The organism is Kitasatospora sp. NPDC056184 (assembly GCF_042268405.1).
Taxonomy (GTDB): Bacteria; Actinomycetota; Actinomycetes; order Streptomycetales; family Streptomycetaceae; genus Kitasatospora.
Window position 1 is genome coordinate 112506 of record NZ_JBHJUI010000018.1, and the last position, 16244, is coordinate 128749.

At 75.1% G+C, this 16244-nt stretch carries 9 protein-coding genes; 6 read left to right on the forward strand and 3 right to left on the reverse strand.

What is annotated here, in order from left to right:
• The first annotated feature begins 238 nt into the window (after positions 1-238).
• The 6 genes from ACFC0B_RS29630 to ACFC0B_RS29655 all read left to right on the forward strand — a co-directional run bounded on the left by ACFC0B_RS29630 (position 239) and on the right by ACFC0B_RS29655 (position 12870).
• The gene (locus ACFC0B_RS29630; RefSeq protein ID WP_376092442.1) at positions 239-6292 is read left to right on the forward strand and encodes an RHS repeat domain-containing protein; all 6054 of its coding nucleotides are present in this window, start codon (positions 239-241) and stop codon (positions 6290-6292) included.
• Positions 6289-7398: a hypothetical protein gene (locus ACFC0B_RS29635; RefSeq protein WP_376092445.1), complete on the forward strand. Its 1110-nt coding sequence runs from the start codon at positions 6289-6291 to the stop codon at positions 7396-7398. The genes ACFC0B_RS29630 and ACFC0B_RS29635 overlap by 4 nt, the downstream gene beginning before the upstream one ends.
• Before the next feature lie 264 nt (positions 7399-7662).
• Positions 7663-7857 carry a hypothetical protein gene (locus ACFC0B_RS29640; RefSeq protein WP_376092448.1) on the forward strand — a complete coding sequence of 65 codons (195 nt, stop codon included), beginning with the start codon at positions 7663-7665 and terminating at the stop codon, positions 7855-7857.
• A gap of 46 nt (positions 7858-7903) precedes the next feature.
• A complete protein-coding gene (locus tag ACFC0B_RS29645; protein ID WP_376092451.1) occupies positions 7904-10648 on the forward strand; it encodes a BREX system ATP-binding domain-containing protein in 2745 nt (914 codons plus the stop codon).
• Between the two features lie 107 nt (positions 10649-10755).
• Positions 10756-11736: a helix-turn-helix domain-containing protein gene (locus ACFC0B_RS29650; RefSeq protein ID WP_376092454.1), complete on the forward strand. Its 981-nt coding sequence runs from the start codon at positions 10756-10758 to the stop codon at positions 11734-11736.
• Between the two features lie 84 nt (positions 11737-11820).
• Positions 11821-12870, forward strand: a complete 1050-nt coding sequence (locus ACFC0B_RS29655; RefSeq protein ID WP_376092457.1) for an alpha/beta hydrolase — start codon at positions 11821-11823, stop codon at positions 12868-12870.
• Positions 12871-12952: 82 nt separating this feature from the next.
• Here ACFC0B_RS29655 and ACFC0B_RS29660 read toward each other — a convergent pair whose 3' ends face one another.
• From ACFC0B_RS29660 to ACFC0B_RS29670, 3 genes are all read right to left on the reverse strand, one after another.
• Positions 12953-13681, reverse strand: coding sequence for a YoaK family protein (locus tag ACFC0B_RS29660; protein ID WP_376092460.1), 729 nt, complete (start codon positions 13679-13681; stop codon positions 12953-12955).
• Entirely contained in the window at positions 13662-14186 is a 525-nt protein-coding gene (locus ACFC0B_RS29665) for a DoxX family protein (RefSeq protein WP_376092463.1), read from the reverse strand. The genes ACFC0B_RS29660 and ACFC0B_RS29665 overlap by 20 nt, the downstream gene beginning before the upstream one ends.
• 88 nt (positions 14187-14274) lie before the next feature.
• A complete protein-coding gene (locus ACFC0B_RS29670; protein WP_376092530.1) occupies positions 14275-16143 on the reverse strand; it encodes an amidohydrolase in 1869 nt (622 codons plus the stop codon).
• Positions 16144-16244: the final 101 nt, after the last annotated feature.

Consider the following 16244-nt stretch of genomic DNA (forward strand, 5'->3'; position numbering starts at 1 on the left):
CATTGGCCGCACAACCGGACATATTGCCCGGATTTGCAGGTGGACGTGGCAAAGGATGTGCCCGGGCCCCCTTGCTAGCCTTCCCCGGCTTCATTCAGAATCTTCGGAGGGGACCGGAGTGAGACATTCCGTTGTTCGCTGGTTGGCGACGGCCGTCGCCGCCACGGCATTGCTGGGGGCGCTGCCGGGTTCGGCCGTCGCTGCGGGTTCCCGCAGCACACGGCCTGACCTGCCGGCCTTGCAGGACGTCAAGCCGGTGCCGGTCGCGCCGGTGCGGTTCGGCGAGGAGAAGCGGCCGAACCAGGCCGCGGCGACCGAGGGGCCGGTGCCCGCGGCCGTCTGGCCGGGATCCGGCCGCATTTCCGCGCGGGTGCGCGGCGCGGCCGACAAATCGCCGGGAACGAAAGCGAATTCACTGCGCAAGCAGTCCGACGACGTACCGGCCGAACGGCTCGGCGTCACGGTCGCCGACCGGGAGAAGGCCCGGGCGGCGGGGATCGACGGCGTCCTGTTCTCGGTGGCCGGTCCCGGATCGGGCACGGCGGAGAAGGTCGACGTTTCCGTCGATTACTCCTCCTTCGCCAAGACGTACGGCGGCGACTGGGCGTCCCGCCTCACCCTGGTGCGGCTTCCCGGCTGTGTGCTGACCACCCCGGAGAACGCCGAGTGCCGGACGCCGGAACCGCTGGCGTCGGTCAACGAGCCCGTGAAGGGCACCGTTTCGGCCTCCGTGGAGGCGGCGTCCCGGCCGGCCGCCGAGGCCGCCGCGGCCAAGAGCGCCCCGCTCGCCGCCCCGGCCGCGGCCGGCGCCGGTGCGCCGATGGTGCTCGCGGCCACCGCCGCGGCCTCGGGCCCGTCCGGCGACTACCGGGCGACCTCGCTCCAGCCGTCCGGCGCCTGGACGGCCGGCGGCTCCACCGGGAGCTTCGACTGGTCCTACCCGATCAGCGTGCCCTCGGTGCCGGGCGCGCTCCAGCCCACCGTGGCGCTCGGGTACTCCTCGTCCTCGGTGGACGGCCGCACCTCGGCCTCCAACAACCAGCCCGGCTGGCTCGGTGACGGCTGGTCCTACGAGCCCGGCTTCGTCGAGCGCCGCTACAAGGGCTGCAACGACGACCAGTCCGGCGGCACCAACACCGCCAAGGTCGGCGACCTGTGCTGGTACAACGACAACGCGGTGCTCTCCCTCGGGGACAAGCACACCGAGCTGGTCTACGAGGCCGGCAAGGGCTGGCACCCGGCGACCGACTCGGGCGAGAGGGTCGAGCGGCTCACCGGCGCGACCAACGGCGACAACGACGGTGAGTACTGGAAGATCACCACGGTCGACGGCACCCAGTACTTCTTCGGCCTGAACCGGCTGCCCGGGTACACCGCCGGCGCGGCCGAGACGAAGTCGGCGTGGACGGTGCCGGTGTTCGGCAACCAGTCCGGCGAGCCCTGCTACAACGCCTCCTTCGCGGGCGCCTGGTGCCAGCAGGCCTGGCGCTGGCAGCTGGACTACGTGGTCGACCCGCGCGGCAACGCGATGGCGTACTACTGGAACACCGAGTCCAACAACTACGCCCGCAACTGGAGTTCGACCACCGGCAAGGGCACCGCGACGCCGTATGTGCGCGGCGGCTGGCTGGACCGGGTCGAGTACGGCCTGCGCTCCGACACCGTCTACAGCGCCAAGCCGGCGGGCGTGGTCAAGTTCGACGTCGACGAGCGCTGCCTGGCGAACTGCGGCACCTTCGACGAGGCCAACGCCAGGAACTGGCCCGACGTCCCGTTCGACCAGTACTGCGCCGACGGCGCGGACTGCAAGACCAACGCCTCGCCGACCTTCTGGTCCCGCAAGCGGCTGACCGCGATCAGTACCAAGGTGCTGACCGGCGGCACCCACCAGGACATCGACACCTGGAACCTGGTGCAGAGCTTCCCGCCCTCGGGCGACGGCATCTCCACCCCGATGTGGCTGGCCTCGGTCGCCCGCACGGGTAGGAGCAACGGCAGCACCACGCTCCCGGCGGTCACGTTCGCGGGTGAGCAGATGGCCAACCGGGTGGACAGGACCGGTGACGGGCTGGCCCCGTTCGTCCGGCTGCGCCTGAACCAGGTCACCACCGAGACCGGCGGCACCATCGGGGCGTACTACTCCGAGCAGGACTGCACCCCGACCACCCTGCCGCCCTCGGACGGCGGCAACACCACCCGCTGCTACCCGGTGAAGTGGGCGGCCGAGGGCACCACCGCCAAGCTCGACTGGTTCAACACCTACGTGGTCACCAAGGTCGTCGAGGGTGACAACGTCGTGGAGAGCCCGGACAAGGTCACCGAGTACTCCTACCTGGACGGCGCCGCCTGGGCGAAGAACGAGGACGAGTTCACCAAGGCCGAGGACCGCGTCCACTCCGTGTTCCGCGGCTACGGCCGGGTGCAGACCCGTACCGGCGCCGGGTACGACGCCCGGACCCTCACCGAGACCCGCTACTTCCGGGGCATCGACGGGGCCCAGGTCGCCGACTCCACCGGCGCGGTGGCCACCGACCGCCCGCAGTTCGCCGGACAGGCGCGCGAGAAGAGCACCTACAACGGCGACGGCGGCGCACTGGTCTCCGCCACCTCCTACACGCCCTGGCGCTCCCCCGCGGCGAGCGCGACCCGCGCCAGGACCGGCCTGCCCGCCCTGGAGGCGTACTCCACCGGGGTGGAGAAGGAGCGCACCCGCACCGCGGTGAGCGGCGGCGAGCGCGTCACCTCGCTGTCCCGGACCTTCGACGGGTACGGCATGGTCAGCACCGTCTCCGACCTCGGCGACGAGGCGAACGGCAACGACGACACCTGCGCCACGACGACGTACGTCCGCAACACCGCGGCCTGGCTGCTCGACCGGGTCGCCCGGGTCGAGACCGTCGCCGCGGCGTGCGGCGGCGCCGTCAGCCGCCCGGCGGACGTCATCTCCGACCAGCAGACCCTGTACGACGGCGCGACCGCGCTCGACACCGCGCCCGCCAAGGGCCTGGTGACCGAGACCCGGGCGATCAACGGGGCGGGCACCGGCTACGACACCGTCTCCCGCAGCGGCTACGACGCCTACGGCCGGGTGGTGTCGTCCTTCGACGCCTACGGCAAGCAGACCACCACCGCCTACACCCCGGCGGCGGGCGAGGTGCCCACCCAGACCGTGGTCACCAACCCGCTCGGCCACACCACCACCGCCACCCTGGACCGCCGGGGCCAGGAGGTGGCCGTTGCCGACGCCAACAACAAGGTCACCGCCAGCGCGTTCGACGCCCTGGGCCGGGTCACCAAGGTGTGGCTGCCGACCCGCTCGGCGACCGCCTACCCCGACTCGCCCAACTACTCGTACGGCTACCAGGTCCGCAACGACGGGGTGAACGTCATCACCACCGCCACCCTCCAGCACGACTCCACCTACCTCACCCGGTACGTGCTGATGGACGGCCTGCTGCGCACCCGGCAGACCCAGGAGCCGGCGCCGAGCGGGCCGGGCCGCCTGGTCTCCGAGGTGTTCTACGACACCCGGGGCCTGGCCTGGCGCGACTCGGGCAAGTTCTACGCCGACGGCGCCGCCGAGGGCGTCCTGGTGCTCGGCCAGGAGCTGAAGTACCCGGCCTCCACCGACACCCTCTACGACGGCGCGGCCCGGCCGACCGCCGTCGTCAGCAAGAGGTTCGGCGACGAGACCAAGCGGACCACGACCACCTACCTGGGCGACGCGACCACGGTCGTCCCGCCGCAGGGCGCCGTGGCCACCACCACCTACACCGACGGCCGCGGCCGCAAGACGGAGGTCAAGGAGTACACCGACGCCGCCCGCACCACCTCGCAGTCGGTGAAGTACGCCTACGACAAGCGCGGCCGGCTGGCCGAGGTCAGCGACCCGGCGGGCAACAAGTGGACCACCGGCTACGACGTGCGCGGCCGCGCGGTGCAGACCGACGACCCCGACAAGGGGCGGACGACCACCGTCTACGACGCGGGCGACCGGCCGGTGGAGACCACCGACGCGCGCAACACCACCCTGCACACCGACTACGACGCGCTCGGTCGGCGCACCGCGCTCAAGCAGGGCGCGACCGCGCTCTCCGAGTGGGTCTACGACACGGTGGCCAAGGGCCGGCTGTCGAAGACCGTCCGGCACGCCGACGGCGCGGACTACGTGGTGGAGGTCACGGCCTACAACAGCCTGTACAAGCCGACCGCCAACCAGATCACCGTCCCCGCCACCGAGGGCGCCCTGGCCGGCACCTACAAGTGGACCACCTCCTACAACGCCAACACCGGCCAGGTGATGTGGACCCAGCAGCCCGCCGCCGGCGGACTGCCGCTGGAGCGGGTCACCAACGCCTACACCCCGACCACGGGCCTGGCCGCGACCGTCTACGCCGGCAGCGACCCGATCCTCGCGTCGGCCGGCTACGACCACTACGGGCGCACCACCCGCGAGGAGTTCGGCGCGTTCGGCAAGCAGCTCTGGGCCTCGTACGAGTACGACGAGCACACCGGGGCACTGACCCGGGCGGTCACCGACCGGGAGACCGCCCCGCAGCGGATCGACGACACCGGCTACAGCTACGACCCGGCCGGGAACGTCACCGGGATCACCACCAGCAGCGGGCAGGACGCCGCCCGCGTCACCGACCGGCAGTGCTTCACGCTGGACGGGCTGCGGCGGATCACCGAGGCCTGGACCGCCCGGGACGCCTGCACCGCCGGCCCGCAGGGCAACGTGGCGGGGCCGGACGCCTACTGGACGTCCTACACCTTCGACGCGCTGGGCAACCGCAGGACGGAGGTGCGGCACGACAGCACCGCCGGTGACGTCAGCAGGACGTACACCACCCCGGCGGCGGGTGCGGCCCGTCCGCACGCGCTGACCTCGGTCTCCGAGACCGGGCCGGGCGGCACCAGGACCGACCAGTACGGCTACGACGCGGCCGGCAACACCACCTCCCGGCCGACCGCGAACGGGTCGCAGGCCCTGGAGTGGGACGCCGAGGGCCACCTGGCCAAGGTCACCCAGGGCGTGGCCGTCAGCAGCTACCTGTACGACGCCGAGGGCGCCCGGTTCATCCGCCGCGACTCCACCGGCACCACGCTCTACCTCCCGGGCGGCAACGAACTGCTGCTCCCGAAGAGCGGCCCGGTGGTGGGCACCCGCTACTACTCCGTCGGCTCCAAGACGGTCGCGGTGCGGACCGGGGGCGCGCTCACCTTCCTGCTGGCGGACCGTCAGGGGACGGCCACCGTCCAGGTGGACGCGCAGACCCAGGCGGTGACACGGCGCAGGACCACCGTGTTCGGCGGCCCGCGCGGCCCGCAGGCCGCGGCCTGGGCCGGACAGCGGACCTTCGTCGGCGGCACCCAGGACGCCGACACCGGCCTGACCCACATCGGGGCGCGCGAGTACGACCCGGCCACCGGGCGGTTCATCAGCGTCGACCCGCTGCTGACCACCGAGGACACCCAGCAGCTGCACGCCTACGCGTACGGCAACAACAACCCCGTCACCTTCAGCGACCCGACGGGCAAGAAGATGTGCGCGGACAGCTGCGCGTCGGGTGAGGCCTGGGTCAGTTCGAACGGCACCTACCACGAGGCGACCGCGCCGGCCCCGTCGGCGCCCTCGTCGTCCGGGGGCTCGGAGGCCGCCCGCGTCGCGGCCGACACCGCGAGCGCCTACACGTTCTCCTACACGGAGAACGCCAACCGCCGCCGCAACCAGTACCGGGCCGCCGACCGGCTGGCCAGGGACACCGCGCAGGAGATGCGCTCGGCCTACGGCGACCGGGCGGCCGCCCAGTGGGTGGTCGACGAGCGCAACGCGCTGCGCAGCCACTACCGGACCCCGTTCGAGGACTGGTACCTGCCGCGCAAGCGCGGGGAGCGGGACTTCCCCACCTACGACTCGCTGCGTCAGCGCAAGTCGGACGTCGAGATCATCGAGAGCGCGGGGAAGACCAACCCCCGGGCGAACCAGTTGGCCAAGGTGTCCAAGATCGGCGGACGGGTCATGCTCGGCGTCGACATCGGCCTCGGGGTCTACGAGGTCGCGACGGCCCCCGAGGGCCAGAAGGTCCGCACCGCGGCCAGGGAAGCGGGCGGCATCGGCGGAGCCCTCGCCGGGGCCAAGGGCGGTGCCGTGGTCGGCGCGGCCATTGGTAGCTTCTTCCCCGGCCCCGGTACGGCCATCGGGGCCGTCGCGGGCGGCGTCATCGGCGCTGCGGCCGGAAGCTACGTCGGCCGCAAGCTCGGCGGCTGGGTGGGAGGACTGTTCAAGTGACGGAGCCGATGCGGGGCACGGCCCCGACGGTGGTGCTCCGGGAGGGCGACGACCTGGTGGTCGCCGAGCTGCGGGAAGGCCCGCTCGTCCGGCGGTCCCGGATCCCGGGGTGCCAGATCCGTGGGCTCCGGGTGTTCCCGGTGCGGATCGTCCGCCACGACCGCGGGGTCTCCGTGGTCGCGGCGTCCGCCGACGGCGGCGCCCCCGTGCACGTCGCGGACGGCACGGGCGGGGAGTTCACCACCCTCCCGGCCTCACCGGCCACCGATCCCCAGCCGGGCCAGTACCACGTGCTGCGCGACGGCACGACCGTGCTGGTCGTGGCGGGGGACCGGTCGACGGCCCTCGGCAGCGTGAGCCGGGTGTACCGGCTGCCCTGGGGGGCGACGGAATGGGAGGAGGCGGCGCTCCCGGAGCAGTACCTGGTCCGGAGCGCCACCAGCACCCCGGAGGAGCCGCTGGTGCTGGTCGGCGGCAGGCTGTCGCCGCCGGACCGCTCGGGCGAGCCCGGACGGCGGCCCGTGCTGCTCACCCCGGCGCCCGCCGGGGACGGGTGGCGCGAGCTGGACTTCACCGGGTGGGGCCGGCCGTCGGTCGGCCTGCGGCTCAGGCTCGGCGGGGCGATGGCCGATCCGCGCTCCGGTGCGCTCGACACGGCGGCCGGCACGGCGGGCCTCTGGTGCGCGGCGACGGAGTTCGGCGACTGGTGGGAGCACAGTCTGCTCTACGGGGCCGACGCGGACGCGCGGTCGTGGTCGTTCCTGCGGCTCTCGAACGACGGCCTGGCGGGGCGTCCCTCGGTCACGGCGGACGGTGTGACGGCCGTGTCGGCCGCCGGGCGGCTGCTGCGCTACGCGCGGGGGACCCACCGGTGGACGTCCTCGGACCTGCGTCCGGTGCTGCGCGGGCTGTTTCCCGCCGCCCCCGGGGTCGTCGTCACCGACACGGCCGTGGCGGCGGACCGGCTGCTGCTCGCGGTCGGCCCCTCCGGTGCGGAACTGCCCAGGGCCCGGCTCGTCTGCTCGCTCCCGCTGGACGGGACGGCCGTCGAGACGCTGTACGACGCGGCGGATCCGGACCGCGAGGTGCTCGCCCTGATGGCCTGACACCCGCGTGGTCCAGGGTCCCGCCCCTCCGTCCGGAGGGGCGGGACCCTTTTGCGTTCGTGAGTCTTGTTTTCGAACCATGCCTGCGTGGACTGGGCGCCGAGCTGGTTGGAAAAGCGAACTGACCGGCATTCGGAGGCCGTCCAATGGAGCACTTCCCCGGCCGGATCCGGGTGGTCGCCCACAAGACGGTCGCGGTGGCCGCCGGACTCGGCGTCATGGGGCTGCACCGCAACGTCATACCTCGACGACCGGCGGCGGTTCATGGACACCGTGCTGCGCCCGCTCCAGGAGAAGCCCGAGACCCTCTACGTGCTGCCCGGCTCACGGGCCGAGGAGTACGCCGAGCGCCGCTTCCCGCACAAGCCGGCGCAGGAGGTCGGCGGCGGGTGGAGCGCCCCGGCGCCCGGAGCGGGACGGGCGGGACGGGCGGACGGAGCGGGTTCCGGCAGGCGATAACCTGGGGTGCCCGGAGGCGGGCGGACCGACTCCAGAGGAAAGACGCGTGGCGCACGACAGGCAGGACCCGGCCCTGATCGGACGGCAGCGGGAGACCGGGGTGCTGGCCGGCGCCCTGGACCGGGCCCAGGACGGCACCGGCGGCGCCACCGTCCTGCTGCGCGGCGAGGCGGGCGTCGGCAAGAGCACCCTGCTCGCCTGGACGGAGCGCACCGCGCGCGAGCGCGGCTTCACCGTGCTGCGCGCCGTCGGCGCCGAGGCCGAGACCGACCTCGCGTTCGGCGCCCTGCACCAGGCCCTCTGGTCGCCGTGCCAGCGCTCCGACGCGCTCTCCGCCCACCAGCGGGACGCCCTGGAGAGCGCGTTCGGCGTCCGCTCCGGCACCCCCAGCGGCTTCGCCGTCGGCGCCGCCGCGCTCGCCCTGCTCGACGACGCGATGCGCACCGCCCCGGTCCTGCTGGTCCTGGACGACCTGCACTGGATCGACTCCTCCAGCGCCACCGTCTTCGGCTTCCTGCACCGGCGCTGCGCCGAACTGCCGCTGGTGATCGTCGGCGCCACCCGCCCGGACGGCCAGGCCGCCCAGGCCTGGGCCACCGAGCCCGTCGACGTCCGGGCGCTGCCCCGGGCGGACGCCGCCGCGCTGCTCGGCAGCCGCTTCCCCGAGCTGGCCGACAGCACCCGCGACCGGGTGCTCGTCGAGGCGGACGGCAACCCGCTCGCCCTGGTGGAACTGCCCCGCCAGCTCGCCGCCGCCCAGCAGCGCGGGGTCGCCCCGCTGCCCGAGCGGCTGCCGCTGGGGCGCCGGCTGGAGCGGATGTTCGCCGAGCGGCTGGACGCGACGACCCCGGAGGCCGGGCGGCTGCTGCTGCTCGGAGCCCTGGCCGCCGGGCCGGACCTCAGCAGCGGCAGCTGGCTGCGCGCCGTCCCGGACGGCAGCGTGCGGGAGACCCTGGAGCGGGTCGAGGCGGACGGCCTGGCCCGGCTGGACGCCGCCGGGCAGCTGGTCTTCCGCCACCCGCTGGCCCGCACCGCCGTGGTCGCGGCGGCCTCCGACGCCGCGCTGCGCGAGGCCCACCAGGCCCTGGCCGACACCCTCGCGCCGGGCGACCCCCGGCGGCTGGCCCACGAGGCCGCCGCCGCGCTGCTGCCGGACGGCGACCTCGCGCGGCGGCTGGAGACGGCCGGCCGCGACCTCGCCCGGCGCGGCGGCGGCGCCGAGGGCGCGCTGCTGGTCGAACGCGCCGCCGTGCTCAGCCCCGACTCCTGCGACCGCGTCCGCCGGCTCACCGCGGCCGCCGTGATGGCGGCCCACGGCGGGCAGCTGCGCCACACCGCCGCCCTGGTGGAGGAGCTCAGGACCGCGACCGTCCCGTCGGACGCCGCGCCGCTGTTCGCCTACGCGGTGGTCTACGCCGACCAGAGCCACCACGTCGACTTCGCCTCCTCGGCCGCCCTGCTGCCGACCGCCCTGGACACCCTGGCCGCCCCGGGCGCCGGCACCTCCGGCGGGCTGGTCGAACAGGTCTTCTTCAAACTGCTGCTGGCCGCCACCTACACCGACGACCCCTGGGCGTGGCAGGCCCTGCAACGGCACCGGAACGCCGTCTCCGAGGTGGGCCGGCTCTGCCTGCGCGCCTGGACGGAGCCGGGCCCCGGCGTCGCCGACGCGCTGCGCGCGGTGGCCGCGGGCATGACCGAGGAGCAGGAGGCCGGTTCGGCCTGGCTGCTGCTCTGGACCAACTCGGCCCTCGACTGCCCCGAGATCGACCTGTGGCGGCGCTTCACCGGGCTGCACGGCTACGCCAGCGAGGGCTCGGTGGCGAAGGCCAAGAGCCACCAGGACTTCCTGCTCGGCGACTGGGACCGGGCCGAGGACTGCCTGCGCGAGGCGGAGATCGCCGACGAGCTCGGCTACCACACCAACGCCCTGCTGTTCCGCCAGTACCACGCCGCCTTCCTGGCCGGCCGCGGCGACGAGGCCGGGCTGGAGGCGGTCGACCGGGCCGTGCGGCCGACCGCCACCCGGGCCCGGATGCGCTCGGTGCTCGACCGGCTGACCCACCTGCGCGGGCTGGCGGCGCTCGCCCACCAGCGCCCCGAGGAGGCGTACGCGCACCTCCGCGAACTCCTCGTGCCGGGGCGGCTGCCCGGCGGCCGGCCCTGGCGCCACGCGCTGGTGTTCGACCTGGTCGCCGCCGCCGTGCAGGCCGGCCGCCGGGAGGAGGCGCTGGCCCACCTCGCGGCCGCCCGGACGGCCCGGACCGCGGAGCTCTCCGGGCGGCACGCCTTCCTGGTCGCGGCCGCCGCCGCGGTGGCCGCCGAGGACGACGGCGCCGACGACGCCTTCCGCGCCGCCGCCGGGCTGCCGGGCGCCGAGCGGTGGGCCTTCGACCTCGCCCGGCTGCGGCTCGCCCACGGCTCCTGGCTGCGCCGTCGCCACCGCCCGGGGGCCCGCGAGGTGCTGCGCGCGGCCCACCACGTCTTCCGCCGGCTGAAGGCCGGGCCCTGGGCGGCGCAGTGCGAGGAGGAGCTGCGGGCCGCGGGCGACGCGCTGGTCCCGCCGCAGCGCGGACCGGCCGAGGCGCCGGCCGTCCCGACCCTGCTGACCGGCCAGGAGCTGCGGATCGCCCGGCTGGCCGCGACCGGCCTCACCAACAAGGAGATCGGCCAACGCCTCCAGCTGTCGCCGCGCACGGTCGCCGCGCACCTCTACAAGATCTTCCCCAAGCTCGGCATCACCTCGCGGGCCGCGCTCGCCCACGCGCTGGGGCGGTCGGGCGCCCGCTGACCCGCCGTCGCCGCCGCCCCCGCCAGGAGGGCAGTCAGATGACCTAACCCACCGCTTGCCCCAACGGGCAGGCTGAAGGGGCAGGGCTTCGACGGAAGGGCGGTCAGATGGGCGTACGGGTGTCGACCGCGGCGGTCCCGGACGGCGAGAAGGCGGCGTACCTGGGCGGAGCGGTGTCGCGGACGCTGGTGCCGCTCGAACTGCACCCGCTCGGCGGGCGGCCCTTCGACGGGCAGCTGGTCTCGCACCGGCTCGGCCACGTGCGGGTCTCCACGCTGGAGGCGGACGCCGCCCGGTTCTCCCGCACGGCGGCGCTGATCGCCCGGGCCCCGCGCAGCGAGCCGCAGGTCGGGGTCGGCGTCCAGGTGTCCGGCCGGGCCGTGCTGCGGCAGGACGGGCGCCGGGCGGAGGTGCCGGCCGGCGGGCTCGTGCTGTACGACACGGCGCGCCCCTACGCCTTCGACTACCCCGAGCGCTTCCGCACCCATCTGTTCCACCTGCCGCGCCGCCTGCTGGGCGTGCCGGAGCAGGACCTGCGGCAGGCCTCGGCGACGGCCGTCGGCCCCGCGGACGGCTGCGGACCGGTGCTGCTGCCGTTCCTCGACGGCCTCGCCGCCTCCGCGCACTCCTACCCCGCGCCGGTCGGGGACCGGCTGGCCGGAAGCCTCGCCGACCTGCTCAGCGCGCTGATCGCCCAGCTCACCCTGGACCGGACCGCGGAGGAGCCGGACACCCCCAACGCGCAGCTGGTCCGCGGGGTGCGGCGGTACATCGACCGGCACCTGGGCGATCCCGGCCTCGCGCCCGAGCGGATCGCGCAGGCGCACCACATCTCCGTCCGGTACCTGCACCGGCTGTTCGAGGGCGAAGGGGTGACGGTGGGCAAGCTGATCCAGCAGCGCCGCCTGGAGGCCTGCGCCCGCGAGCTGGCCCGGCGCGGCGGCACGGCGCCGACGGTGTCGGCGGTCGCCCAGCGGTGGGGGTTCGTCAACCCGGCCCACTTCAGCCGGGCCTTCCGCGCCGCCTACGGCGTGCCGCCGCGCGAATGGCGCGCCGGGCACGGGCCGGGCGCGGACGTGACCGGCTGACGGGCCGGCGCGCCCACCGGATCCGGGCCCCGGGCCGCCGGGCAGCGCCGCAGCGCACCACCGATCGAAGCCAGGAGCGAAGAGTTGTCCGACCCCATCCCCCTTCCCGACCGCGGACCGGTGCTCGACCGGGCGCTCCAGGAGTTCCTGGCCGCCCGGGCGGCCGGGGCCGCGGCGGAACCGCCGGACCTCCTCGCGCTGCTGCCCGCCGACGACGCGCCCGGCGGTGGTCCTGACGACGGTTCCGGCGCCGGTCCTGACGCCGGTCCTGACGGTGGTCCTGACGGCGGGTGCGACCCGGACGATCCCTACGGCACCACCACGGAGTGGCTCGCGCTGCCCTGCGGTCCCACCGGCCGGGTGGCCGTCCAGGTGACCAGGCCGGCCGGCGCCGCCGAGCCGTGCCCCGTGGTGCTGTTCCTGCCCGGCCTCGGCTGGTCGCCCGGCGACGCCGCCGGCCACCGCCGGCTGGTCCGGGAGTTCGCCCTGGGCGCCGACGCCGCCGTGGTGTACGTCGACTACGCGCGGTCGCCCGGCGCGCGCTACCCGGTGGCCCTGGAGCAGTGCTACGCCGTGGCCCGGTGGATCCAGGCGCACGGCGGGGAGATCGGGCTGGCGGGGGAGCGCCTGGCCGCCGTCGGCGACTCGGCGGGGGCCAACCTGGTGGCGGCCGTGACGCTGCTGGCCCGCGAGCGCGGGGACGTCCGGCTGGTCCAGCAGGTGCTGGTCTGCCCGGTGACGGACGCGGACTTCGACACCCCGTCCTACCACCGCTTCGCCACCGGGTACTTCCTGCACCGCGACCACATGCGCCGGTACTGGGACCACTACCTGCCGGACGAGCGGCGGCGCGGGGAGGCGACCGCCGCGCCGCTGCGGGCCACCCTGGAGCAGCTGGCCGGGCTGCCCCCGGCGCTGGTGGTCACCGCCGAGGCGGATGTGCTGCGCGACGAGGGCGAGGCCTACGCGGCCCGGCTGCGGGCGGCCGGGGTGCCGGTGGTGGCGACCCGCTACCAGGGCACCGTGCACGGCTTCCTGCTGCTGGACGCGCGCTGCCCGACCGGCACCGCGCGGGCCGCGCTGATCCAGGTCGTCGACACCGTGCACGTCGCCCTGCACCGCCGTCCCTGGTAGCGCCGCCCCGCGGTACGGGCGGGCGCGGGGGGAGGAGCCGCCCCCGCGCCCGCCGGTCCGAGGGCGCCGCTGCCGCTGCCGCTCAGGCCGGCGGCGGCGCCCAGTGGGCGTCCGGGGCCGAGAGCCGGCGGGCGGTCGCGGCGGTGACCAGCAGCAGCAGCGCGGCCAGGGCCAGCGCGGCGGCGAGCTGGCCGCGCAGGACCAGCACCGCCCCCACGAGGCCGCCGAGCAGCATCGCGAGCGCCGACAGGATCCGGCGGCCCGGCCGGGGCCCCGCGCCCCCGGCCGCCGGGGAGTCGGCGGCCAGGCCGGTCAGCGTGAGGGTGAGCACGGTGGTGGTGAGGTCGGGCACGCCGAGCCGGCGGGCCACCGCGTTCTGCAGGCCCATGCCCAGGCCGAGCAGGACGATCAGCGGGTACTGGACGCCGCCGCCCCCGGCGGCCGCGGCGACGACGGCCGCCGCGGCCGTGAGGACGGCCTGGATCCCGCCGGCCAGGGCCAGCAGCCGCCCGCGGTGGGCCGCCGTCGGCCCGGCCAGCCGCCCGCCGGCCAGCGCGCCGGCCAGGAACGCCCCCAGCGAGACGAGCGAGGCGGGGGCGGACAGGCCCGGGGCGCCCGCGAGGGCGAACCCCAGGAAGACCACGTTGCCGGTCATGTTCGCCACGAACACGTGCCCGAGGCCGAGGTAGCTCACCGCGTCGACCACCCCGGTGGTGACCGTCAGCAGCAGCATCAGCGGCGGCAGCGGCCCGTGCCGGTCGGTGCGGAGCGGGGCGAGCGTCCGCAGCGCGTCAGTCAGCAGCGCGCGCACCGGCCGGCGCTCCCGCGATCGGGTCCGTACGGTGCAGGACGGCCCGCGTGAGCAGCCCGCTGACCGGGCCGGACACCGCGGCGGCGAGCACCAGCCAGAGCGGCCAGGAGGTCAGGCCGACGGCGTGGTCGACGGAGAAGCGGCCCGCGCCGGTGAGGGCGAGCGAGCCCGTGACCACCACCAGCACCAGCGGGTACTCGTAGCCGTCGTTCTGCACCCAGAGCCCGTGCGGCACCTTGACGGTGATCGCCACCGTCATCACGCCCATGGCGACCATGGCGGCCAGCGGGGTGAGCGCGCCCAGGGCCAGGAACAGGCCCGAGCCGATCTGCCCGGCGCCCGCGGCGAGCGCGGTGAGCGTCCCGCCCCGGAACCCGTCGTGCCGGAACTCCGCCGTTCCGCCGGTGAGGCCGCCGCCGCCGAGGCGGTGGCTCACCTTCTGTACGCCGTGGCCGGCGATGAGCAGGCCCACCACCACCCGGATGATCAGCAGTCCGGTATCCATCGTGTCCTGTTTCCTGTTCCTGTCGTCCTGGTTGCCCGCGGTGCGGGCTGGTGCGGGCCTGGTGCGGTCCGGTGCGGTGGAAGGGGTGTCAGAGGACGAAGCACGGGTCGAACGGCAGCTCCCGCTCGACGGTCCGACCGCGGGAGACGCGCCAGGCGCGCTGCAGCTCGGACTCGGCGACGACCTCGCCGAGCAGCTCCGCCTGCCGGGCGCCGGTGGACCGGTAGCCGCCGAAGCGGGCGACCGGGCTCCACGCCGGGCTGACCGGCGGGAGCTCCTCGTCCAGGCCCTCGTACTCGGCCGCGGCGTGCACGATCCGGCCGCCGACGACGGTCAGCACGGACTCGATGTGCGGGATCTCCTGCTCGGGCACGGTGAAGAAGTCGTCGGACAGCACCGCCAGGTCGCCGTAGCAGCCGGGCCGCAGCACGCCCTTGACGTCCTGCTCGCCGGTGAGGGCGGCGCCCGCCGCGGTGTACATCGCGAGCGCGGTGGTCCGGTCCACCCGGTTCTGCGGCGGGCGCATCGCCAGGCCGCCGACCGTGCGGCCGGAGACCAGCCAGTGCAGGGCGACCCACGGGTTGTAGGAGGAGACCCGGGTGGCGTCGGTGCCGGCGGCCACGGTCAGGCCGCGGTCCAGCATCGCGCGGATCGGCGGGGCCTCGGCGGCGGCGCCGGCGCCGTAGCGGCGGGTGAACGCCTCGCCCTGGAAGGAGAGGCGGTTCTGCACGGAGAGCGCGCCGCCGAGCCGGGCGATCCGGTCCAGGCTCTCCCCGGAGACGGTCTCGGCGTGGTCGAACAGCCAGCGGTTGCCCTGCGGGAAGAGGCCCTCGGCGGCGAGCTTCTCGAAGACGGCGAGGTCGCGCCGGATCGTCTCGTCGTACGTGGCGTGCAGCCGGAAGCCCCAGCCGTTCTCCATGAGCAGCCGGACAGCCTTCTCGAACTCGGCCTCGTAGGCGCCGAGTTCGGGGCGCGGTTCGGCGAAGTTCTCGAAGTCGGCGGCGGCCCAGGTGAGGTTCTCGCCGGCGCCGTTGAGCCGCAGCCACGCGTCGCCGTCCTCCGGGCGGACCGTCTCGATCCAGCGCTTGAGGTCGTCCAGCTCCTGCCCGCCGGTCTGCGGGAACAGGTGGTAGGCGATGCGCAGCGAGAGCAGGCCCTCCCGGGCGAGCTCGGTGACCGTCGCGTAGTTCTCCGGGAAGTTCTGGAAGCCGCCGGCGGCGTCGATCGCGGAGGTCAGGCCGAAGCGGTTCAGCTCGCGCAGGAAGTGCCGGGTGGAGGACTTGCGGTCCTCCGGCGGCAGCGCGGGGGCCTTGGCGAGGGTGGAGTAGAGGACCAGCGCGCTGGGGGCGGCCAGCAGCATGCCGTTGGGCTCGCCGCTGCGGCCCCGGACGATCTGGCCGCCCTTCGGGTCGGGGGTGGCCGCGTCGTAGCCGACGGCCTTCAGCGCGGCGCGGTTGAGGATCGCCGACTGGTAGAGGTGGAGGACGAACACCGGGGTGTCCGGCGCGGCCTCGTTGAGTTCGGCGGGCGTCGGCAGCCGGCGCTCGGCGAACTGCTCGGCCGACCAGCCGCCGACCACGCGCACCCACTGGCCCGCGGGCGTGCGGGCGGCCTGCTCGCGCAGCATCGCCAGCGCCTCGCGGAGCGAGCGCACGCCGTCCCAGCGCAGCTCCAGGACGTAGCTGAGGCCGCCCCGGATGACGTGCAGGTGCGCGTCGTTGAGGCCGGGCACGACGCGCCGGCCGAGCGCGTCCACCACGGTGGTGGACGGGCCGACGAACGGGGCGACGTCGGCGTCGTCCCCGACGGCGGTGATCACGCCGTCCTTGATCGCGAGGGCGCCGGCCTGCGGGCGGCGGGCGTCCCCGGTGTGGATCTTCGCGTTGCGGACGACGACGTCGGCGACGTCTCCGGCGACATCGTCCCCCGTGCGGGGGGTGATCCCGCCGACCGGCATGACAGACACCTCGAAAGCCTCCTGGGCTGGGTTCGACCGCCGCCCGGCACGGGTGGCGGAGAGCGCGCCGGCGGTCGAACGGGCCCGGAGAACGGGCCCGT